The sequence below is a fragment of the Streptomyces sp. KMM 9044 genome, assembly GCF_024701375.2.
Lineage (GTDB): Bacteria > Actinomycetota > Actinomycetes > Streptomycetales > Streptomycetaceae > Streptomyces.
Genome location: NZ_CP113910.1, coordinates 5,621,447 through 5,642,637, shown reverse-complemented (window position 1 = coordinate 5,642,637; position 21,191 = coordinate 5,621,447). Strand labels below are relative to the sequence as shown.

The 21,191-nt window shown below is 71.8% G+C and carries 16 protein-coding genes; 4 read left to right on the top strand and 12 right to left on the bottom strand.

Annotation, left to right across the window (positions count from 1 at the left end):
- From pgeF to rsmH, 12 genes are all read right to left on the bottom strand, one after another.
- The gene (gene pgeF / locus HUV60_RS25440) at positions 1 to 729 is read right to left on the bottom strand and encodes a peptidoglycan editing factor PgeF (RefSeq protein WP_257849530.1); all 729 of its coding nucleotides are present in this window, start codon (positions 727 to 729) and stop codon (positions 1 to 3) included.
- Positions 726 to 1,919 carry a cell division protein FtsZ gene (gene ftsZ / locus HUV60_RS25435; protein WP_257849529.1) on the bottom strand — a complete coding sequence of 398 codons (1,194 nt, stop codon included), beginning with the start codon at positions 1,917 to 1,919 and terminating at the stop codon, positions 726 to 728. The genes pgeF and ftsZ overlap by 4 nt, the downstream gene beginning before the upstream one ends.
- Before the next feature lie 279 nt (positions 1,920 to 2,198).
- On the bottom strand, positions 2,199 to 3,008 hold the full coding sequence (locus HUV60_RS25430; protein ID WP_257849528.1) for a cell division protein FtsQ/DivIB: 810 nt from the start codon (positions 3,006 to 3,008) through the stop codon (positions 2,199 to 2,201).
- Positions 3,009 to 3,063: 55 nt separating this feature from the next.
- Positions 3,064 to 4,158, bottom strand: a complete 1,095-nt coding sequence (gene murG, locus HUV60_RS25425; protein WP_257849527.1) for an undecaprenyldiphospho-muramoylpentapeptide beta-N-acetylglucosaminyltransferase — start codon at positions 4,156 to 4,158, stop codon at positions 3,064 to 3,066.
- A 6-nt stretch (positions 4,159 to 4,164) separates the two neighbouring features.
- A complete protein-coding gene (ftsW, locus tag HUV60_RS25420; RefSeq protein ID WP_257849526.1) occupies positions 4,165 to 5,517 on the bottom strand; it encodes a putative lipid II flippase FtsW in 1,353 nt (450 codons plus the stop codon).
- Between the two features lie 89 nt (positions 5,518 to 5,606).
- Positions 5,607 to 7,073 (bottom strand): UDP-N-acetylmuramoyl-L-alanine--D-glutamate ligase, encoded by a 1,467-nt coding sequence (murD, locus tag HUV60_RS25415; RefSeq protein ID WP_257849525.1) that lies wholly within the window; start codon positions 7,071 to 7,073, stop codon positions 5,607 to 5,609.
- Entirely contained in the window at positions 7,055 to 8,146 is a 1,092-nt protein-coding gene (gene mraY / locus HUV60_RS25410; protein ID WP_257850250.1) for a phospho-N-acetylmuramoyl-pentapeptide-transferase, read from the bottom strand. Before mraY ends, murD begins: the two co-directional genes overlap by 19 nt.
- Positions 8,146 to 9,552, bottom strand: a complete 1,407-nt coding sequence (locus HUV60_RS25405; protein ID WP_257849524.1) for a UDP-N-acetylmuramoyl-tripeptide--D-alanyl-D-alanine ligase — start codon at positions 9,550 to 9,552, stop codon at positions 8,146 to 8,148. The genes mraY and HUV60_RS25405 overlap by 1 nt, the downstream gene beginning before the upstream one ends.
- A gap of 4 nt (positions 9,553 to 9,556) precedes the next feature.
- Positions 9,557 to 11,077 carry a UDP-N-acetylmuramoyl-L-alanyl-D-glutamate--2,6-diaminopimelate ligase gene (locus tag HUV60_RS25400; RefSeq protein ID WP_257849523.1) on the bottom strand — a complete coding sequence of 507 codons (1,521 nt, stop codon included), beginning with the start codon at positions 11,075 to 11,077 and terminating at the stop codon, positions 9,557 to 9,559.
- Positions 11,078 to 11,330: 253 nt separating this feature from the next.
- A complete protein-coding gene (locus tag HUV60_RS25395; RefSeq protein ID WP_269441235.1) occupies positions 11,331 to 13,307 on the bottom strand; it encodes a peptidoglycan D,D-transpeptidase FtsI family protein in 1,977 nt (658 codons plus the stop codon).
- A gap of 5 nt (positions 13,308 to 13,312) precedes the next feature.
- Positions 13,313 to 13,789, bottom strand: a complete 477-nt coding sequence (locus HUV60_RS25390; protein ID WP_257849521.1) for a septum formation initiator family protein — start codon at positions 13,787 to 13,789, stop codon at positions 13,313 to 13,315.
- Positions 13,790 to 13,845: 56 nt separating this feature from the next.
- A complete protein-coding gene (gene rsmH, locus HUV60_RS25385; protein ID WP_257849520.1) occupies positions 13,846 to 14,829 on the bottom strand; it encodes a 16S rRNA (cytosine(1402)-N(4))-methyltransferase RsmH in 984 nt (327 codons plus the stop codon).
- 438 nt (positions 14,830 to 15,267) lie between these two features.
- Here rsmH and HUV60_RS25380 point away from each other — a divergent pair, with 438 nt between their 5' ends.
- The 4 genes from HUV60_RS25380 to HUV60_RS25365 all read left to right on the top strand — a co-directional run bounded on the left by HUV60_RS25380 (position 15,268) and on the right by HUV60_RS25365 (position 20,939).
- The gene (locus tag HUV60_RS25380; protein ID WP_257849519.1) at positions 15,268 to 15,816 is read left to right on the top strand and encodes a beta-class carbonic anhydrase; all 549 of its coding nucleotides are present in this window, start codon (positions 15,268 to 15,270) and stop codon (positions 15,814 to 15,816) included.
- Positions 15,817 to 16,141: 325 nt separating this feature from the next.
- A complete protein-coding gene (locus HUV60_RS25375; protein WP_257849518.1) occupies positions 16,142 to 17,182 on the top strand; it encodes an AAA family ATPase in 1,041 nt (346 codons plus the stop codon).
- Positions 17,179 to 18,543, top strand: coding sequence for a DUF58 domain-containing protein (locus HUV60_RS25370; protein WP_257849517.1), 1,365 nt, complete (start codon positions 17,179 to 17,181; stop codon positions 18,541 to 18,543). Before HUV60_RS25375 ends, HUV60_RS25370 begins: the two co-directional genes overlap by 4 nt.
- The gene (locus HUV60_RS25365) at positions 18,540 to 20,939 is read left to right on the top strand and encodes a transglutaminase TgpA family protein (RefSeq protein WP_257849516.1); all 2,400 of its coding nucleotides are present in this window, start codon (positions 18,540 to 18,542) and stop codon (positions 20,937 to 20,939) included. The genes HUV60_RS25370 and HUV60_RS25365 overlap by 4 nt, the downstream gene beginning before the upstream one ends.
- Positions 20,940 to 21,191: the final 252 nt, after the last annotated feature.

Sequence of the window (21,191 nt, the reverse complement as noted above, 5' to 3'; positions counted from 1 at the left end):
TCAGTCCAGCCACACATAGCCCGCGAGCCGCCCGGTGGTGCGGTCCCGCCGGTACGAGAAATGGTCTTCCGACTCCAGCGTGCACACCGGCGACTGCTCCCGGTCGCCCACGCCGAGCCGTTCGAGCTGGGCGTGCACGCCCCCGGCCACATCGACCGCCGGTGTGCCCCAGCCCGTCTCCCCGTACGCCGCCGGCTCGACGGCGGCCACCTCGGCACGCATCCGCTCCGGCACCTCGTAACAACGGCCGCAGACGGCGGGGCCGGTGCGGGCGACGATCCGGGCCGGATCTGCGCCGAGTTCCGTCATGGCCCGTACGGCGGCGGGGACCACGCCCGCGACCAGTCCGGGCCGGCCCGCGTGGGCCGCCGCGACGACACCGGCGACGGGGTCGGCGAGCAGCACCGGGACGCAGTCGGCGGTGAGCACCGCGAGGGCGAGACCCTGCCGCGCGGTGACCACCGCGTCGGCCCCGGGGACGGGACTTCCGCTCCACGGCTCGTCCACCACGACCGTGTCGGCCCCGTGCACCTGGTTCATCCAGACCACCCGGGCCGGGTCCAGGCCAAGGGACTTCGCGGTCAGTTCACGGTTGGCGCGCACGGCGCCGGAGTCGTCGCCGACCGCCCCCCCGAGATTGAGCTCCGCATACGGAGCGGCGCTCACCCCGCCCCACCGGTCGGTGAGGGCGAAGTGCGCGCCGCGCACGCTGTCACGCTGTCCTATCACTTGAGGAAGTCCGGTACGTCCAGTTCCTCGGCCGTGCTGTCCGCATAGGTACGGGACGGCGGGACGGGCGGCTGGGCGGCCGGGACGTCGCTGACCGGCTCGGGGGCCTGCTCCGGCTCCTCCTTGGGCGTGACGCTGCCCAGGGAACCGAAGGACGGGCGGCTCTCGGGCTGGCGCGCGGGGGCGGGCTCCTCGCGCTTGGCCGAGGAGGAGCCGAGGACGTTGTCCCGCTTCGAGGGCGGCTGACCCCCGTCGAAGCCGGCTGCGATCACCGTGACCCGGACCTCGTCACCGAGAGCATCGTCGATCACCGCGCCGAAGATGATGTTGGCCTCGGGGTGGGCCGCCTCGCTCACCAACTGGGCGGCCTCGTTGATCTCGAACAGGCCGAGGTCGCTGCCGCCGGAGATGGAGAGCAGGACGCCCCTGGCACCGTCGATGGAGGCTTCCAGCAGCGGTGAGGAGATCGCCATCTCGGCGGCGGCCACCGCGCGGTCGTCGCCGCGGGCCGAGCCGATGCCCATGAGGGCCGACCCTGCCTCGGACATGACCGACTTGACGTCAGCGAAGTCGAGGTTGATCAGGCCGGGGGTGGTGATGAGGTCGGTGATGCCCTGGACACCGGAGAGCAGGACCTGGTCCGCCGACTTGAAGGCGTCCAGGACCGAGACCTGGCGGTCCGAGATGGACAGCAGCCGGTCGTTGGGGATGACGATGAGGGTGTCGACCTCTTCGCGGAGCTCGGCGATACCGTCCTCCGCCTGGTTGGCGCGGCGCCGCCCTTCGAAGGTGAACGGGCGGGTGACCACGCCGATGGTGAGAGCGCCGAGCGAGCGGGCGATGTTGGCCACCACGGGGGCCCCGCCGGTGCCGGTGCCGCCGCCCTCGCCGGCCGTCACGAAGACCATGTCGGCCCCCTTGAGGACCTCCTCGATCTCCTCTCGGTGGTCCTCGGCCGCCTTGCGGCCGACGGCCGGATTGGCTCCGGCGCCGAGTCCGCGGGTGAGTTCACGGCCGACGTCGAGCTTGACGTCGGCATCGCTCATCAACAGGGCTTGCGCGTCGGTGTTGATGGCGATGAACTCGACGCCCTTGAGACCGACCTCGATCATCCGGTTGATGGCATTGACACCACCGCCGCCGACACCGATGACTTTGATGACTGCGAGGTAGTTCTGCGGTGCTGCCACGTCGAAGGCCTCTCGCCTCGAGTTACGTGTCGCCGCCTCACGGCCGTGCCGCGGTCCGACGACTGATGCCGATGGGGACGGTCCGTATCGCCGACCCGAACCCTAACGTTGAAGTTTAGGGTTACCAGTGTGTCTGTTCCCTGGAGTCCTCTGAACAGGACACTAAGTCGACAAGTGGCGCACGTTCAACGAACACGCCGAACCTCCCGTTTTTCTTTTCACCCTATGTGATCAGCCGTGGCTCCACCCAACCAGGGGGCCGACCTGCACTGATGTACGTCAACTCCCTGATGAGGCGGGCGCGGTGGGAACACTCACATCGAAGTGCCGTGCGTCGGGCGCCGCTTTCAGCAGAGCGGTGAGCGCACGGCCCTTCGCGGCACCATTCTCGCCGCTTCCCCAGTCGACCGTCCTGCCACCCGTCAGTTCCAGCGAGATGTCGTCGTAGGAACGGACCTCGACGCTCCGCGCGGTACGGGCGACGGCGTCCGGCACCTCACGCGCGACCCGCACCGCCTCGCGCACCAGGCGGTTCTCGCCGAAGCGGCGCAGACTCGCAGCCGTGGTGCCGCTCCGGCGCACGTCCAATTCCAGCCGGGGAACACCTTCGGGCGCCTTGGAAACCGTGGCGTACCGGACACCTCCGTCGTCGATCTCGGTGAACTCGCCGCCTTTTTCGACCAGAAGAACCGGTACCCGCTCGGTGATGTTCAGCCCGATTCCGTGCGGCCAGGAACGGACCACGTCAACCGTGTCGATCCGGGGCAATTCCTCGCGGAGCCGCGAGGTGATCGCGTCCGTGTCCACCGCGGCCAGCGGGTCCCCGACGGGGACATCGGCGGCCTCGCGCACCTCCCCGGGGCTCAGAACCCGGGTGCCGGACACCGTCACCCGCTCCACCCGGGCCAGATCGGACCCGTACAGCAGCCAGAACGTGCCACTGCCGAGGAATACCAGGGCGACCGACAAGATGACGATCAGACGAAGATGTCGCCGCCACCACCGCCGCCACCGTCGGCACCGCACGGGCGGCGGGCCGGACGACTTCCGCTGACGTTCACCGCGTTCGGCGGTCGTCGATCCGGCCACGAATCCTGCCTTCCGTCATACGCCCCTACAGGCCTGCCCGGCGGATCGCACCCCGCTACCGCCGTCCGCGGGCGGCGATCGCCTCGTACACCATGCCGACGAGGAGGTCGTCGGCGTCCCGGCGGCCGAACTCGGCGGCGGCGCGGGACATCTCGTACAGCCGGTGCGGGTCGGCCAGTACGGGCAGCACGTTCCGCTGCACCCACTCCGGCGTCAGCTCCGCGTCGTCGACCAGGAGTCCGCCGCCTGCCTTGACCACCGGCTGGGCGTTCAGCCGCTGTTCACCGTTGCCGATGGGCAGCGGGACGTAGGCGGCCGGGAGCCCGACGGCGGAGAGTTCGGCGACGGTCATCGCGCCCGCGCGGCAGAGCATCATGTCGGCCGCGGCGTACGCGAGGTCCATCCGGTCCACGTAACCTACCGGAATATAAGGGGGCATTCCCGGCATCTGCTGCACCTGGGGCAGTTCGTTCTTCGGGCCGACCGCGTGCAGGATCTGGATGCCCGACTGCTGCAGCCGCGGCGCGACCTGCTGGACGACCTCGTTCAGCCGGCGCGCGCCCTGCGAGCCGCCGGAGACCAGCAGCGTGGGCAGGTTGGGGTCGAGCCCGAACGCGGCGCGGGCCTCGGGCCGCACGGCGGCCCGGTCCAGGGTGGCGACGGAGCGGCGCAGCGGGATCCCGATGTAGCGGGCGTCGCGCAGCTTGCTGTCCGGGGTGGAGACCGCGACCCGGGCCGCGTACCGGGAACCGATCTTGTTGGCCAGGCCGGGGCGGGCGTTGGCCTCGTGGATGACGATCGGCACACCGAGCCGCTTGGCGGCGAGGTAGCCGGGCAGGGCGACATAGCCGCCGAAACCGACCACGGCGTCCGCCTTGGTCCGCTCCAGGATCTGCTCGGTCGCCTTGATGGTGCCGCGCAGCCGGCCCGGCACCGTGATCAGCTCGGGGGTGGGCTTGCGCGGCAGCGGCACGGCGGGGATCAACGCCAGTTCGTACCCGCGCTCGGGTACCAGACGTGTCTCGAGACCGCGTTCCGTGCCCAGGGCCGTGATGCCCACGGACGGATCCTGCCTGCGCAGGGCGTCCGCGAGGGCGAGCGCGGGCTCGATGTGGCCCGCGGTTCCTCCGCCGGCGAGTACGACATGCACCGAAATTCACCGCTCTCCGGACGAGCGTGCCGCCATGGCGCGCCGTCGCATCGTGTTCCATCTGCGGGGTCGCTGGGGACCCCCGCCCCGCTTTCTACCAAAGCGGGGTTGCCGCATCGCAAGCGCCGCCCGCGCAGCGGGATCGTCACGCGCGAAGGCGATCAGCAGCCCGATGGCGAACATGGTCGGCAACAGGGCGGAGCCCCCGTAGGAGAACAGCGGGAGGGGGACACCGGCGATCGGGAGCAGCCCGAGGACCGCACCCATGTTGATCACGGCCTGGGCCATGATCCAGGTGCTCACGCCTCCCGCGGCATACCTCACGAAGGGGTCCTCCGTGCGTCCGGCCACGCGGATACCCGCATAGCCTAGAGCCGCGAACAGGGCGAGTACCGACAGCGTCCCTGCCAGGCCCAGTTCCTCACCGGTGATGGCGAAGATGAAGTCGGTGTGGGCTTCCGGAAGTTGCCCCCATTTCTCCACACTCGCACCGAGCCCGGAACCGAAGATCCCGCCGGAGGCGAGGGCGTAGATCCCGTGCACGGCCTGCCAGCAGTCGACGGGGCCGGCCCGGGGTTCGGTGGCACCGATGCAGGCGAGCCGGGCCATGCGGTTCGGGCTGGTCCTGATGAGGAGCGCGCCGATCAGCGCGGCGACGGCCAGCACACCGACGAACAGCCGGGTGGGCGCCCCGGCCAGCCAGAGCAGGCCGAAGAGGATCGCGGTGAGGATGATCGCCGTGCCCATGTCGCCGCCGAGCATGATCAGTCCGAGCAGCATGAAGGCGGCCGGCACGAGCGGCACCAGCATGTGCCTCCACTGGGACAGCAGCCGCTTCTCCTGTTTGCGGGCGAGCAGATCGGCCCCCCACAGCACCAGGGCGAGCTTGCCGAACTCGCTGGGCTGGAGCTGGAAGGAGCCGCCGAGGGCGATCCAGTTCTGGTTTCCGTTGACCGCCATCCCTACCCCCGGCACCTGCACCAGGATCATCAGGAAGACGGCGCCCGCGAGGATGGGGTAGGACAGCGCCCGGTGCAGTCTCACCGGCATCCGGGAGGCCGCGAGCAGCAGCACGGCCCCGATACCGGCGGCCAGAAGCTGTTTGCGGAAGAAGTACGAGCCCGGCAGCGACATCTGCAGCGCGGTGATCTGGGAGGCCGAGTAGACCATCACCAGGCCGAGCACGGTGATCAGCGCGCTGCCGCCGAGGATCAGGTAGTAGGCGGTCAGCGGCCGGTCCCAGGCCTTGTACGCCCGTGTGCGGAGGGCGCGGAGGGGGTTCTCGCGGGCGGGCCGGGGCGCGGCGGGGCGACGGGGCGCCCGCTGCACGGGAGGCCGTCCGGTGCGGCTAGTGGGCATGACGGCCTCCGCTGTGCGCCCCATGGCGTCTCGAGCGCCTCGACGGTCCCACGCGTCCCTCCCAAGGTCGCCCGGCGCAGGCGGCCGGGTCAGGCACCGAGTTCGCGCACCGCCTGTGCGAACGCCTCACCGCGCCTGTTGTAGTTGGCGAACATGTCCATCGAGGCGCAGGCCGGGGCCAGCAGCACCGTGTCGCCGGGCCGGGCGAGCCGCTTCGCCTCCTGGACAGCCTGGAGCATCGCCCCAGTGTCGGTCCGTGCGAGGTCCACCACGGGTACCTCCGGTGCGTGTCGCGCCAGGGCTTCGCGGATCAGCGCGCGGTCCGCGCCGATCAGGACGACGCCGCGCAGGCGCTTCGCCGAGCCGGCGACCAGTTCGTCGAAGACGGCGCCCTTGGCGAGTCCGCCGGCGATCCACACGATCGACTCGTAGGCCGCCAACGAGGCCTGCGCGGCATGGGTGTTGGTCGCCTTGGAGTCGTCGACCCAGGCGACCTCGTCCACGTCGGCGACATGCGCGATGCGGTGGGCGTCCGGGGTGAAGGCGCGCAGCCCGTCCCGTACGGCCGCGGCCGGTACCCCGTAGGCGCGCGCGAGGGCGGCGGCGGCAAGAGCGTTGGCGATGTTGTGCGGGGCGGGCGGGTCGACGTCGGCGACCTCGGCGAGTTCCCGGGCGCTGCCCTGCCGGTCCTCGACGAAGGCGCGGTCGACCAGGATGCCGTCGACCACGCCGAGTTGGGAGGGGCCGGGGGTGCCGAGGGTGAAGCCGACGGCGCGGCAGCCCTCCTGGACGTCGGCCTCGCGGACCAGGTCCTCGGTGGACGGCTTGTCGGTGGCGTCGGCGTTGTAGACGCAGGCGATCCGGTTGCCCTCGTAGACGCGGCCCTTGTCGGCGGCGTACGCCTCCATGGAACCGTGCCAGTCGAGGTGGTCGGGGGCGAGGTTGAGCACCGCCGCCGAGTGCGCGCGCACGGAGGAGGACCAGTGGAGCTGGTAGCTGGACAGTTCCACGGCGAGCACGTCGTAGGGCTCGTCGCCGAGCACCGCGTCGAGGAGCGAGACGCCGATGTTGCCGACGGCCGCGGTGCGCAGGCCCGCCGCACCGAGGATCGAGGCGAGCATCCGGACGGTGGTGGTCTTGCCGTTGGTGCCGGTGACCGCGAGCCAGGGCGGGGCGCCCTGGCCGCGCAGCCGCCAGGCCAGTTCGACGTCGCCCCAGATCGGGACACCGGCCTGTTCGGCGGCGGCGAACAGTGGCTTGCCGGGCTTCCAGCCCGGTGCGGTGACGACGAGTTCGGTGCCCTCGGGCAGGATGCTCGCGGCCTGTTCGCCGAGGCGGACGGTGATGCCGAGCTCTTCCAGTCCGGCCGCCTGGGTGCGGGCACGGTCGTCGTCACCGTCGTTGACGACCGTGACGTGCGCGCCGAGGCCGTGCAGCGCCCTGGCCGCCGGGAGGCCGGAGACGCCGAGCCCGGCGACGGTGATGTGCCTGCCCCGGAACCGGTAGGGCTCCGGGGGCTGCGATGTCTCTGGTGCGGTCACTTGTCCGCAGCCCATCCCGCGTAGAAGAGGCCGAGCCCGACGATCACGCAGATGCCCTGGATGATCCAGAAGCGGACCACGACAAGGACTTCGGACCACCCCTTGAGTTCGAAGTGGTGCTGGAGCGGTGCCATGCGGAAGACGCGTTTCCCGGTGAGCCGGAAGGAGCCGACCTGGATGACCACCGACATGGTGATGAGGACGAACAGGCCACCCAGGATGGCGAGCAGCAGCTCGGTGCGGGAGCAGATCGCGAGGCCGGCGAGGACACCGCCGAGCGCGAGCGAGCCGGTGTCTCCCATGAAGATCTTGGCCGGCGAGGTGTTCCACCACAGGAAGCCGAGGCAGGAGCCCATCAGCGCGGAGGCGATCACGGCGAGGTCGAGGGGGTCCCTCACCACGTAACAGGCACCCGGATTGGTCAGGGTCTGCGCGTTGACGCAGGACTCCTGGAACTGCCAGACGCCGATGAACGTGTAGGCGCCGAAGACCAGGACGGAGGCACCGGTGGCCAGGCCGTCCAGGCCGTCCGTCAGGTTCACGCCGTTCGACATGGCGAGAATCATGAACAGCGCCCAGACGACGAACAGCACCGGGCCGATGGTCCAGCCGAAGTCGGTGATGAACGACAGCTTGGTGGACGCCGGTGTGTTGCCCTGGTTGTCCGCGAACTGCAGGGCGAGTACGGCGAAGGTGATGCCGACGATCAGCTGGCCGGACATCTTCGCCTTGGCCCGCAGGCCCAGCGAACGCCGCTTGACGATCTTGATGTAGTCGTCCAGGAAGCCGACGATGCCCATGCCCACCATCAGGCCCAGCACCAGCAGACCCGAGAAGGTCGGCGACGCGTCGACGTCCGGGTCCAGGGAGACCGTGATCACCTTGGCCAGGAAGTACGCGGCGACCGTCGCCAGGATGAAGGCGATACCGCCCATCGTCGGCGTACCGCGCTTGCTGGCGTGCTCGCGCGGGCCGTCGTCCCGGATGTACTGCCCGTACCCCTTGCGTGCGAGCAGCTTGATCAGCAGCGGGGTGCCGACCAGCGTCAGGAAGAGGCCAATGACTCCTGCGAACAGGATCTGCTTCATCATCGGGCGACGACCCCACCCTCGGTGACGGTCGCGAGCAGCGCCTGCGCCACGCTCTCGAGACCGACCGAACGGGACGCCTTCACGAGAACGACGTCTCCCTGGCGCAATTCGCTGCGCAACAGGTCGACAGCCGCCTGTGCGTCGGACACGTGCACCGACTCCTCACCCCACGAACCCTCGTTATGTGCGCCCAGTTGCAGCCAGGCGGCTTCCCTGCCCCCGACCGCGACGAGCTTGCTGACGTTGAGCCGGACGGCGAGCCGTCCGACCGCGTCGTGCTCGGCGAGCGCCTCGTCCCCGAGCTCGGCCATCTTGCCGAGCACCGCCCACGTACGGCGTCCCTTGCCCATGGCCGCGAGCGCGCGCAGGGCGGCTCGCATGGACTCGGGGTTCGCGTTGTAGGCGTCGTTGACGACCGTCACGCCGTCCGGGCGCTCGGTGACCTCCATCCGCCAGCGGGAGAGGGAGCCCGCTTCGGAGAGCGCGAGTGCGATCTCGTCTGCGGACATGCCCAACTCGTGGGCGACGGCGGCCGCGGCGAGCGCGTTCGACACGTGGTGCTCACCGTACAGGCGCATGGTCACGTCGCTTGCACCGGAGGGTGTGTGAAGCCTGAACGAGGGCTGTCCACTGTCCGTGAGTCGCACGTTCTCGGCCCGAACGTCCGCTTCGTCACTCTCTCCGAAGAGGAGCACCCCCGCCTTCGTGCGGGACGCCATGGCCCGTACGAGCGGGTCGTCCGCGTTGAGGACCGCGGTGCCGTCCTCGGGGAGCGCCTCGACGAGTTCCCCCTTGGCCTGGGCGATCTGCTCCCGGCCGCCGAACTCGCCGATGTGCGCGGTGCCCACGTTGAGCACCAGGCCGATCTTCGGCGGGGTGAGGCCGGCGAGGTAGCGGATGTGACCGATCCCGCGGGCGCCCATCTCCAGCACGAGGAAACGGGTTTCCCGGGTGGCGGTGAGCGCGGTCAGCGGCAGTCCGATCTCGTTGTTGAGGGAACCGGGGGTGAAGACGGTCGGCGCTCTGCGCCGCAGCACCTGCGCGATGAGGTCCTTGGTGCTGGTCTTGCCGGCCGAGCCGGTCAGTGCGACGAGGATGGCGCCCAGACGCCGTACGACGTGCCGGGCGAGGGCGCCCAGCGCGTCCTGGACGTCCTGGACGACGATCGCGGGCACCCCCACGGGCCGGGAGGCGAGCACGGCGACCGCACCGGCCTCGACGACCGCGGCCGCGTAGTCGTGGCCGTCCACGCGCTCACCGACGAAGGCGACGAACAGGCTGCCCGGCACCACCTCCCGTGAGTCCCGGACGACCGGCCCGGTGACCGGGACGGACGGATCCGGTATGTCGTACGTCTGTCCGCCGACGACTTCTGCGATCTCGGCGAGGGAGAGGGCGATCACAAGTTCATCCCTGGGTCTGCTGGATAGCTTCGCGAAGCACCTGGCGGTCGTCGAAGGGACGCACCACCCCGGCGATGTCCTGTCCCTGCTCGTGGCCCTTGCCTGCGACCAGCACGGCGTCGCCGGGCTGCGCGCGGGCGACGGCGGCGGCGATCGCCGCGGCCCGGTCCTCGAAGACCTGCACCTCGCCGCGCTCGTGAGCGGGCACGGAGGCCGCGCCCTGGAGCATGGTGGCAAGGATCGCGAGGGGGTCCTCGGAGCGGGGGTTGTCGGAGGTCAGTACGGCGGTGTCGGCGAGCCGGGCCGCCGCGGCGCCCATCGCCGGGCGCTTGGTGACGTCCCGGTCGCCGCCGCAGCCGAGCACCACGTGGACCTTGCCCTCGGTGACCCTGCGCAGGGCGCGCAGCACCGACTCGACGGCGTCGGTCTTGTGGGCGTAGTCGACCACCGCGAGGTACGGCTGGCCGGCGTCCACGCGCTCCAGGCGGCCGGGCACGCCGGGAACGGCGGCGACACCGTCGGCGGCGGCCTGCGGGTCCAGTCCGGCGGCGGCGAGGGCGACGATCGCGGCGAGGGTGTTGGCCACGTTGAAGGGACCCGGCAGCGGCGACCGGGCGGCGATCCGCTCGTCCTGGGGGCCGATCGCGGTGAACGTGGAGTCGGTGGGGCCGACCTCGACGTCCCCGGCGCGCCAGTCGGCGTCGGGGTGCCCTTCGGCGGAGTAGGTGATGACGGGGACGCCGGCCTCCTTGGTGAGGCGGCGGCCGTACTCGTCGTCGGCGTTGACCACGGCGAGCCGGCTGCGCAGCGGGGTGAACAGCTGCGCCTTGGCCCCGAAGTAGTCCTCCATGTCGGAGTGGAACTCCATGTGTTCCGGGCTCAGGTTGGTGAAGACGGCGATGTCGAAGACGCAGCCGTCCACCCGGCCCAGGACGAGGGCGTGGCTGGAGACCTCCATGGCGACCGCGTCGGTGCCGCGTTCACGCATGACGGCGAACAGGGCCTGGAGGTCGGTGGCCTCCGGCGTGGTGCGTTCGGACTTGATGCGCTCGTCACCGATGCGCATCTCGACGGTGCCGATCAGCCCCGTACTGCGGACGGTCTTCAGGCCGCCCTCGACGAGGTAGGCGGTGGTGGTCTTGCCGGAGGTGCCGGTGATGCCGATCTGGAGCAGGTCGCGGCCCGGGTGGCCGTAGATCGTGGCCGCCAGTTCGCCCATGCCCGCGCGGGGGTCGTCGACCACCAGGGCGGGGAGCCCGGCCGCGGCTACGCGTTCGGCGCCGCTCGGGTCGGTGAGCACGGCGACCGCGCCGAGGCCCGCGGCCTGTTCGACGAACTCGGCGCCGTGCACGCGGGCGCCGGGGAGGGCGGCGTACAGGTCGCCGGGGCGCACCGCGCGCGAGTCATGGGTGATGCCCGTGACGTCGGCGGTCCGCTGCGGCACGGTGGTACCCAGTTGACCGGCGAGTTCCGCGAGGGGTGTGGCGGTGACCCGCGCCGGCCGGGGCGGCCCGGGAAATGTCACGGTTTGACCCTTCTGAGTGGTTTGGGACTGGTCAGGGTGTGGCACGGCGGTGAGCGTACCGGGCTCACCCGTCGCGGAGCGAAAGAGGGGGCCGCGCGCGGTGCCGCCCGGGGGGCCGGCGGGGAGAAATGCGGAGCGCCGGGTTCCGGTGCGGAGCGGGGGGCGTCCCGGTTCCCGGGATCGGGGGAGGTCGTTGTCACGGGCTGTTCCTGGGTGGTTCCGTGCGGGCCGGACGCGAGGGGTTCGCGGCCGGTCAGCGTGTGAAGGTGACCGGGAGGTCGGCGGGTTCGGCGCCGGTCGGCGGCACCTGGAGGGTCTTGAGGGCGAACTCCATGACCTGCTTGTAGACGGGTCCGCAGATCTGGCCTCCGAAGTAACTGCCCTCGGTGGCGTTCTGGATGACGCAGGAGACGGTGACGCGGGGCTGGTCGGCGGGTGCGAATCCGGCGAAGGAGGAGGTGTAGCCGTGGTACTTGCCGGTGGCCGGATCCACGCGGTTGGCCGTACCCGTCTTCCCCGCCACCCGGTAGCCGGGGATGCGCGCCTTGGTGCCGGTGCCCTCCTCGTCGTCGACCACCGACTCCAGCATCCGGGCGAGCGTCTTCGCCGTCTTCTGGCTGACGACCCGTGCCTTCTCGGGCTTCGGGGCGGGGGTGAAGCTCCCGTCGGGCCCCTGGGTGCCGCGCACCAGTGAGGGTTCGACGCGTACACCGCCGTTGGCGATGGTGGAGTAGACGGACGCGGCCTGCATGGCGTTGACGGACACTCCCTGGCCGAAAGGAATCGTGTACTGCTGGGAGGTCGACCAGGCGTCGGGCGGGGCGAGGATGCCCTTGGTCTCGCCGGGGAAACCGAGTCCGGTGTGGCTGCCGAGCCCGAACGCACGCAGGTAGTCGTAGAGCACCTTGTTGGCGGCGGCCTGGGTCTTGCCGAGCTGGCCGGTGGCCAGGATGGTGCCGATGTTGCTGGACTTGGCGAGCACCCCGTTGAGGGTGAGGTGCCAGGTCGGGTGGTCGACGTCGTCCTTGAACAGACGGTCGCCCCGGTGCAGCCGGTTGGGTACGACGACGTGCGTCTGCGGAGTGGCCGCCCCCTCCTCCAGTACGGCCGCCATGGACAAGACCTTGGCGGTGGATCCCGGCTCGAAGGCGTCCTGGACGGCGGCGTTGCCGAGGGCCGCCGGATCGGCCTCGGAGAGGTCGTTCGGATCGAACCCGGGCGCGTTGGCCATGGCAAGGACCTCACCGGTGCGGGTGTCCTGGACGATGACGTAGCCGCGGTCGGCCTTCGACTTGTCCACCTGCTCGCTGATGGCGTTCTGTGCGGCCCACTGGAGGTCGCGGTCGATGGTGAGCTCGACGTCGCTGCCGGGGACGGCCGGCGTCTCGGTGGAGCCCGCGGTCGGCACCAGACGGCCGCCGGACTGGGCGTAGCGGATCTTGCCGTCCTCGCCGGCGAGCCGCTTGTCCAGCTGGAGTTCGATGCCGCCGCCGCCCTTGCCCTCGGCGTCGACCCAGCCCAGTATCCCGGCGGCGAGTTCGTTGTTGGGGTACACCCGCTTGCTGGTGGGCACGGACAGGACACCGGCGAGGACGTTGACGGAGGACGCGTCGGTCTCCGCCTTCTTGGCCAGCGCGGACTTCAGGTCTTTGATCTGCTGCCATACCTGGGGGGTCTGACGGCTCGCGAGCTTGACGTAGCGCAGGGCCTTGTTCTCGGGCCGCAGCTTGTCGACCAGCTGGTCCTGGTCCTGGCCGAGGATCGGGGCGAGGAGGGTGGCCGCCTGTTCCGGGCCGTCGGGGATTTCCAGCTGGTCCGGGGCGAACAGCGTGGGGTCGGCGGTGATGTCGTAGGCGTCCTCGCTGGTCGCGAGGGCGATACCGTTGCGGTCGGTGATCTCGCCGCGCTCGGCGTCCAGCACCTGGCCGACGTAGCGGTTCTGTCCGGCCTTGGCCGCGTAGGTGTCGGCCTCGACGGCCTGCACCTGGAGCAGTCGGACCACAAAGATGCTCAGGACCAGTGCCAGGGCCAGGCCGACCAGGCGCAGCCGGGGACGGGGGCTGCCCAGCCTGATGACCTTCGGGGGCGCCGGGCGGGACGGCCGGGGGCGTGCTGCCGGGCGGGGGGCACGGGCCTGCCGGGCGCCGGGTCCGGGGCGCTGTCCGGCGCCCGGGCGGGCGGGCCGGGTGGGGCCGGGCACGCGGCGGCGGGGCGGTTCCCTGTCGGACACTTCCGTCACCTGCCGGGAGTCGATGCGGGGGTGGACGTGGGGTGGGCCGCCGTGCCCGGGAGCGGGACCGTCGCGGTGGCCAGCGCCTCGGGGGCGAGCACGAGGGGGGCGCGGGAGGCGGCGGCGGGGCTGGGGACGCCCTTGACCTCGCCGTCGGGGTTCAGGAAGGCGGGGTCGCCGCCGGGCACCATGCCGAGCTCACGGGCCCGGCGCTGGAGGGCGTCGGGGGCGGAGTAGGCGTCGATGTCCCGCTGGAGGGCCTGTTCCTCGTCGGTGAGGCTCTTCGTCTCCCGCTCGAGGTCGTCGAGCCGGAACGCGCCCTCGCTGAGCGCCGAGTTCAGCACCAGGAGCCCGATCAGACCACCGCCCAGGAGAAGAACGACCAGCAGGACGAAGGGGGTGCGGGCCGCCTGGGCCCGTCCCGTGGGGAGGAGCCGCGCGAGACGGGCCGCCCTCCCCCTGAGCTCGGGTTTCCTGCTCACTCACGCTCCCCTGGGTCCGTCCGAGGCCTGCCTTCCGTACCCGCGTGCCCGGCACGTCATTCGAGGTGCTCCCTGATGCGCTCGGCGCCCCGCAGCCGCGCGGGTGCCGCCCGCCGGTTCTCGGCGATCTCCTCCTCGGTGGGAAGTTCGGCGCCGCGTGTGAGCAGCTTGAGCCGGGGCTGATAGCGCTCGGGGACCACCGGCAGCCCGGGGGGCGCGGTGGTGGCGGCGCCCGCCGCGAGCACCTGCTTGACCAGCCGGTCCTCCAGGGAGTGGTACGACAGCACGGCGATCCGTCCGCCGACGTCGAGCGCCTCGACCGCGGCCGGGATCGCCCGCTCCAGCACGGAGAGTTCGCCGTTGACCTCGATGCGCAAAGCCTGGAAGGTGCGCTTGGCGGGGTTGCCGCCGGTGCGCTTGGCGGCCTGCGGCAGCGCGTCACGGATCAGCTCGACCAGGCGTGCGCTGGTGGTGAACGGCTCCTTCTCCCGCTCGCGCACCACCGCGGCCACGATCCGCTTGGCCTGCTTCTCCTCGCCGTAGGCGCGCAGGATGCGGACGAGGTCGCCGGGCGGGTAGGTGTTGAGGACCTCGGCGGCGCTGATGCCGGCCGACTGGTCCATGCGCATGTCGAGCGGGGCGTCCTGGGCGTAGGCGAAGCCGCGGTCGGCCTCGTCGAGTTGCATGGAGGACACGCCCAGGTCGAACAGGACGCCCTGCACACGCGGGACGCCGAGCCGGGCGAGCACGTCGGGAAGTTCGTCGTAGACGGCGTGGACCGGGGTGGCGCGCTCACCGAAGGGGGCGAGCCGCTCACCGGACAGGCGCAAGGCCTCCTTGTCCCGGTCCAGGGCGATCAGCCGGGCCTCGGGGAACCGCGTCAGCAGGGCCTCGCTGTGGCCGCCGAGGCCGAGGGTGCAGTCGACGGCCACGGCTCCCGGCCGCTCCAGGGCGGGCGCCAGCAGGTCCAGGCACCGCCGGAGCATCACCGGGACGTGCCGGGTCTGCCCGCCCGTGTTCGCATGCGCTTCGCGCCCCATGGGTTCTGGGCCCTCTTCTCACGGTCCGGCGCGGCCGTGACGCACCGCCGGGGACCCCCGCCCCTCCCCCGGTGTGAACGGGGCGGCCTGCCGGCGCCGGAGGCGACAGCCGGCCGGGAACGGGAGGAGGCCGAGCCGTACGTACGCGCAGCGCACGCGGGGAGATCTCCGGGACGCTGCCCGGTTCTCCGGGGAAATTCAGTGCAGTGGGGAGTCGCGCCTCCCGCTTCGCGTCACTTTAGTCCACGGTGTGGCCCGGTCAATCAACCGGCCTGCGCGGCGCGGCCCTCGGCGCGGGGACAACCGCGTCCCGGGGAAACCACCCGTACGAGGGGGCTCACACCCCCCTTGTGGGTCATCTCACACGAAAGGCGGATGACGTTCTTTGTCCCGTCTCACAGCGGGCCCGCAGAGCGGGTGACCAGTACCGTCATGGCTATGACGACTTCTGCATCGGTTCCTGCGGGCTCAGGAAGCGCGACGGCCGGCCAGGGCACGGTCACCGACCGTCTGGTGAAGGCGAACGAGCAGTACGCCGGCGCCTTCACCGATCCCGGAATGGACGCCCGCCCCGTTCTGCGTGTCGCCGTGGTGGCCTGTATGGACGCCCGGCTCGACCTGCACGCCGCGCTCGGTCTCGAGCTCGGCGACTGCCACACCGTCCGCAACGCCGGAGGCGTCGTCACCGACGACGTGATCCGGTCGCTGACCATCAGCCAGCGGGCCCTCGGCACCCGCAGCGTGGTCCTCATCCACCACACCAACTGCGGTCTGGAATCCCTCACCGAAGAGTTCCGGCACGACCTGGAGATGGAGGTCGGCCAGCGTCCCGCCTGGGCCGTGGAGTCCTTCCGGGACGTGGACCAGGACGTACGGCAGTCGATGCAGCGGGTGCGTACCTCTCCGTTCCTGCTGCACACCGACGACGTGCGCGGGTTCGTCTTCGACGTGAAGACCGGTCTGCTGCGCGAGATCGACCCCGCCTGACCCACCGGCCCGCTCCGAGGAAGTCCGTGCTCTCGGGGTTCGCGGGGTTCGCGGGGTTCGCGGGGTTCGCGCGCCCGTTCTCCGGATGTCACGAGGAAGAACAACACTCCACGAAAGTCGTACGACCCGACATATCGCCGACGGTTGTCCACAGGCGAGTGACACGAATCGGTAACGGCGGCAAGAATGCGGGAGTGGTGCCGTGCGGAACTTTTCACGCGCGGTGTCCGTGATTCGGGGTGGGCCGGTCCACACAGCAAGGCGTCGGCCCGGACATTTGGGCCCTCGTTCCTTCGGAGCGGGGGGAAAGGCCGAGGAGGGCCGGGTGACGACCTATGACGATCGAGCGAGCCTCACTGATCTGACCGCCGTGGTCGAGCGCGTGCGGGGTTCGGTGGAGGGCGTGATCGAGGGCAAGCCCGAGGTCGTACGGCTCTCGCTGACCGTGCTGCTCGCCGAGGGACATCTGCTCATCGAGGATGTCCCGGGCGTCGGCAAGACGATGCTGGCCAAGGCGCTGGCGCGGTCCATCGACTGCTCGGTGCAGCGTGTCCAGTTCACACCGGACCTGCTGCCGTCGGACATCACCGGTGTGTCCATCTGGGACCAGCAGCGCCGCGACTTCGAGTTCAAGCCGGGTGCCATCTTCGCGCAGGTGGTGATCGGCGACGAGATCAACCGCGCGTCGCCGAAGACGCAGTCCGCGCTGCTGGAGTCGATGGAGGAGCGCCAGGTCACCATCGACGGCACGACCTACGAACTGCCCAGCCCCTTCATGGTGGTGGCGACGCAGAACCCGGTCGAGATGGAGGGCACCTATCCGCTGCCGGAGGCCCAGCGCGACCGGTTCATGGCCCGGGTCTCGGTCGGCTACCCGAGCGCCGAGGCCGAACTGCAGATGCTGGACGTGCACGGCGGCGTCTCCCCGCTGGAGGACCTCCAGCCGGTGGCGCACGCGCACGAGATCCTGAAGCTGATCGAGGCGGTGCGCGCCGTCCATGTGGCCGAGCCGGTCCGCAGGTACGTGGTGGAGCTGGTCGCCGCCACGCGCACGCACCCCGACCTCAGACTCGGCGCCTCCCCGCGTGCGACGCTGCACCTGCTGCGCGCCGCGAAGGCGTCCGCCGCGCTGGACGGCAGGGAGTACGCGCTGCCGGACGACGTGCAGGCACTCGCCGTGGCCGTCCTGGCGCACCGGCTGCTGCCCACCGCCCAGGCCCAGCTCAACCGCCGCACGGCGGAGCAGGTGGTGCGGGAGATCCTGCAGCGCACTCCGGTGCCCGCCGCAGCCCCCCAGCAGAACGGCGTCGGCGTGGGCCGTGGCGGTCCGGGGCACGGTCAGCAGCCGCCGCGGAGGCTGCGATGACGACCGCGGGTTCGGTCCGCGCGGAGGGCGACCACGGTGACCGGGGCGGCCTGCGCACCGCTCTGGCCGGGCTGACCACCCGCGGGCGCTCCTTCCTGGCCGCCGGTGCGGCGGCCGCGGTCTGCGCCTACGTGCTCGGGCAGAGCGACCTGCTGCGGGTCGGGCTGCTGCTGGCGGTGCTGCCGCTGGTGTGCGCGGGCGTGCTCTGCCGGACCCGCTACCGGGTCGCGGGCAGCCGCCGGCTCTCCCCTTCGCGGGTACCGGCCGGCTCCGAGGCGCGGGTGCATCTGCGGATGGACAACGTCTCCCGGGTGCCCACGGGCCTGCTCATGCTCCAGGACCGGGTGCCCTACGTGCTCGGGCCGCGGCCCCGGTTCGTGCTGGACCGGGTGGAGGCGGGCGGGCGCCGCGAGGTGTCCTACCGGGTCCGCTCCGATGTGCGCGGCCGCTATCCGCTGGGCCCGCTGCAGCTGCGGCTCTCCGACCCGTTCGGGATGTGCGAGTTGACCCGGGCCTTCTCCACGTACGACACGCTGACGGTGATCCCGCGCGTGGAGCCGTTGCCGCCGGTGCGGCTGGGCGGTGAGGCCAAGGGACACGGCGACGGGCGGCAGCGTTCGCTGGCGCTGGCCGGCGAGGACGACCTGATCCCGCGCGGCTACCGCTACGGCGACGATCTGCGCCGGGTGCACTGGCGTTCCACCGCGCGCTACGGCGAGCTGATGGTGCGCCGCGAGGAGCAGCCGCGGCGGGCCCGCTGTTCGGTGCTGCTGGACACCCGTGCCATCGCCTACGCGGGCGCGGGGCCGGACTCGGCGTTCGAGTGGGCGGTGTCGGGTGCGGCGTCCGTGCTGACGCACATGCAGGAGCGGGGTTTCTCGGTGCGGCTGCTGACCGACACAGGCGCATCGGTGCCGGGCGAGGGCTCCGACGGGTTCGCGGGCGCGAGCCAGGGGTCGGCCGTCACGGCCGGGCTGATGATGGACACCCTCGCGGTGGTCGACCACTCCGACGGGGCGGGCCTGTCCCGGGCGTACGACGTCGTCCGCGGCGGGAGCGAGGGGCTGCTCGTGGCCTTCCTCGGCGATCTCGACGAGGAGCAGGCGGCGGTGCTCGCCCGGATGCGGCAGCGCAGCGGGGGCGCGGTCGCCTTCCTTCTGGACAGCGGGACCTGGATGCGGGAACCGGCGGACGTGCCCGGTCCGTTGGACGGTGGCGGGGAGCGGTCGCGGATGCTGCGCGAGGCGGGCTGGACGGTGGTGGGTGTGCCGCGGGGCGCCTCCATGGAGGAGCAGTGGCGGCTGGCGGACCGGAAGCGTTCCGGTCTGGCGGCGGCGAGCGGTGGGGAGGGGACGGGATGAGCGGGCGACTCCGGCTGACGCTGGCCTCGTGGGCGGCCACGCTGCTGGCCGCGTGCGCGCTGCTGCCGCTGGTCGAGCCGCCTTCCTGGCTCCTGCAGGCGGCCTTTCTGCTGGCGGTGCAGTCGGGCATGGGCGCGGTGGCCCGGCGAGTGCCGCTGGCGCGCCCGCTGACGGTGGCGGTGCAGGCGCTTGCGGCGCTGGTGCTGCTGACGCTGGTCTTCGCGCGTGAGCACGCGTTCGCCGGCCTGGTGCCGGGACCGGACGCGTTCCGGTTCTTCGCCCAGCTGCTCGACCAGGGCGCCACGGACGTCGGCCGCTACACGATACCGGCGCCGCTGTCCGAGGGCATCCGGCTGATGCTGATCGGCGGTGTCCTGGTGATCGGGCTGCTGGTGGACACCCTCGCGGTGACCTTCCGCAGTGCGGCACCGGCCGGGCTTCCGCTGCTCGCGCTGTACTCCGTCGCCGCGGGTCTGTCCGACGGCGGGGCCGACTGGCTGTGGTTCCTGCTGGCGGCGGCCGGCTATCTGATGCTGCTGCTGGTGGAGGGCCGTGACCGGCTCTCCCAGTGGGGGCGGGTCTTCGGCGGGACGTCGCAGGGCTCGCCCGGTGAGCCGGGCGGGACCCGCGCGCGGGTGCGCACCGGGCGGCGGATCGGGGTGCTCGCGGTGGGCATAGCCCTGGTGGCGCCGCTCGGTCTGCCCACGATGAACGGCGGCCTGCTGGACCCGGCGGGTTCGGGTGTCGGCCCGGGCTCCGGCGGGGGCGGCACGATCTCCGCGGTGAATCCGCTGGTGTCCCTGCGCGACTCGCTGAACATGGAGGAGGACCGCCAGGTCATGTCGGTGCGCTCCGAGGCGGAGAACGTCTCGGACCTGTATCTGCGGATCGTGTCCCTGGACGACTTCGACGGCACCACCTGGAAGCCGTCCAAGCGGTCCATCACCACGGTGCCCGACGGCGCCTTCCCGATCCCGGCCGGCCTCGGCCCGGACGTCGAGCGCGAGGAGATCGGCACGACGATCTCGACCGCCGACTGGTACGGGCAGGACTGGCTGCCCATGCCGTACCCGCCGAGCGGCGTGGACGTCAGGGGCAACTGGCGCTACGAACCGGTGGGGATGACGCTGGTCGGCGACCACGGTCAGAACACCCGGGGGCTGACCTATCAGGTGCGCAGCCTGGACGTGCGGCCCACGGCGGAGCAGCTGGCGGACGCGTCGGCGCCGCCGGCCGCCCTGGAGCGGGACTACACGGAGCTGCCCGACTCGCTGCCCGCGGTGGTGTCCCGGACCGCCCGTGCCGTCACCGAAGGGGCGACGAACGCGTACGACCGTGCGGTCATGCTCCAGGAGTACTTCACCCTGACAGGCGGCTTCGAGTACGACACGGACGTCGACGTCGGCAGCGACTCGGAGGCGATCGCCCGCTTCCTGAGGGACAAGGAGGGCTTCTGCGTCCACTTCTCCTTCGCCATGGCGTCGATGGCCCGGTCCCTTGACATACCCGCCCGGGTCGCGGTGGGCTTCGCGCCCGGCACCCCGCAGTCGGACGGCACGGTGGCGGTGGGGCTGCGGGACGCCCACGCCTGGCCCGAGCTGTACTTCGAGGGCATGGGCTGGACGCGCTTCGAACCGACCCCCACCCGTGGTTCGGTACCGGAGTACACCGTGCAGGAGACGCCGGACAGCGCGCTGCCCGACCCGGCCCGGCCGTCCGAGGCGGAGCCCTCGGAGTCCTCGGCCGCCCCGTCGGAGAGCGAGAGCTGCTCGGTGCAGCAGCGGCTGGACGGCTGCGGGAGCGAGGCACCCCTGGCGACGCTGCCCACGGACGGCGACGGGCCGAAGTGGTACGTGGTGCCGGCGTGGGTGCTGGGCGGTCTCGCGCTCCTGGTGCTGCCGCTGGCGCCGATGCTGTGGCGGCTGCGGACCCGTTCGGTGCGCCTGGGCGCACACGGCCGGTCCGAGGCGGGCACGGCCTCGCACGTCCTGGCCGTCTGGGACGAGCTGACGGACACGGCGTGGGACGTCGGCGTCTCCCCTGACGAGTCGCTGACTCCGCGCAAGGCGGCGGCCCGGATCGTCCGGCTCGGCCGGCTCGACCCGGATGCCGCGGCCTCGGTGCACCGGGTGGCGGATGCGGTGGAGCAGGTCCTCTACGCACCGCGGTCGCGCCCGACGGCGGGCCTGACCGACGATGCGCGCCGGGTGGCGGCCGGACTGCGGTCCGGGGCCGGCCGGGGCACGCGGCTGCGCGCGCTGTTCCTGCCGCGTTCCACAGTGCGGGTGGTGTGGGCGGTGTCGGCCCGGTGGGCCGCCGTCCGGGACCGCGTCCTCGCCCCGCGGCCGACATGGCGCAGGCCCACGTGGCGCAGGCCCTCGCGGCAGCAGGGATGACGGGGCGGGCCCGGCCGGACAGGTGACCGCGGTCGAACGGGTGCACGACGAGGGGTGAGGGGCAGGACGACGAAAATCGTCCTGCCCCTCACCCCTCGTATGCTGCCTGCCCTGTCTTCGCCTGCTCCTGTCTTCGCCTGCTCCTGCCTGCGCCCGGCCGGTGCGCGGGCGTGCGCCGAACCGGTGTACAGCCATGCGTCGGCCCGGGTGCGGAGATGCGTCAGGGGGTGGCCACCGGGCTGACGGTCACCC

Coding starts and splice junctions, on each gene's coding strand:
- HUV60_RS25370 (WP_257849517.1), top strand. CDS start 17,179: ATGACGACCGCGGGTTCGGTCCGCGCGGAGGGCGACCACGGTGACCGG.
- HUV60_RS25380 (WP_257849519.1), top strand. CDS start 15,268: ATGACGACTTCTGCATCGGTTCCTGCGGGCTCAGGAAGCGCGACGGCC.
- murD (WP_257849525.1), bottom strand. CDS start 7,073: ATGGGCTGCGGACAAGTGACCGCACCAGAGACATCGCAGCCCCCGGAG.
- HUV60_RS25365 (WP_257849516.1), top strand. CDS start 18,540: ATGAGCGGGCGACTCCGGCTGACGCTGGCCTCGTGGGCGGCCACGCTG.
- ftsW (WP_257849526.1), bottom strand. CDS start 5,517: ATGCCCACTAGCCGCACCGGACGGCCTCCCGTGCAGCGGGCGCCCCGT.
- mraY (WP_257850250.1), bottom strand. CDS start 8,146: ATGAAGCAGATCCTGTTCGCAGGAGTCATTGGCCTCTTCCTGACGCTG.
- rsmH (WP_257849520.1), bottom strand. CDS start 14,829: ATGGGGCGCGAAGCGCATGCGAACACGGGCGGGCAGACCCGGCACGTC.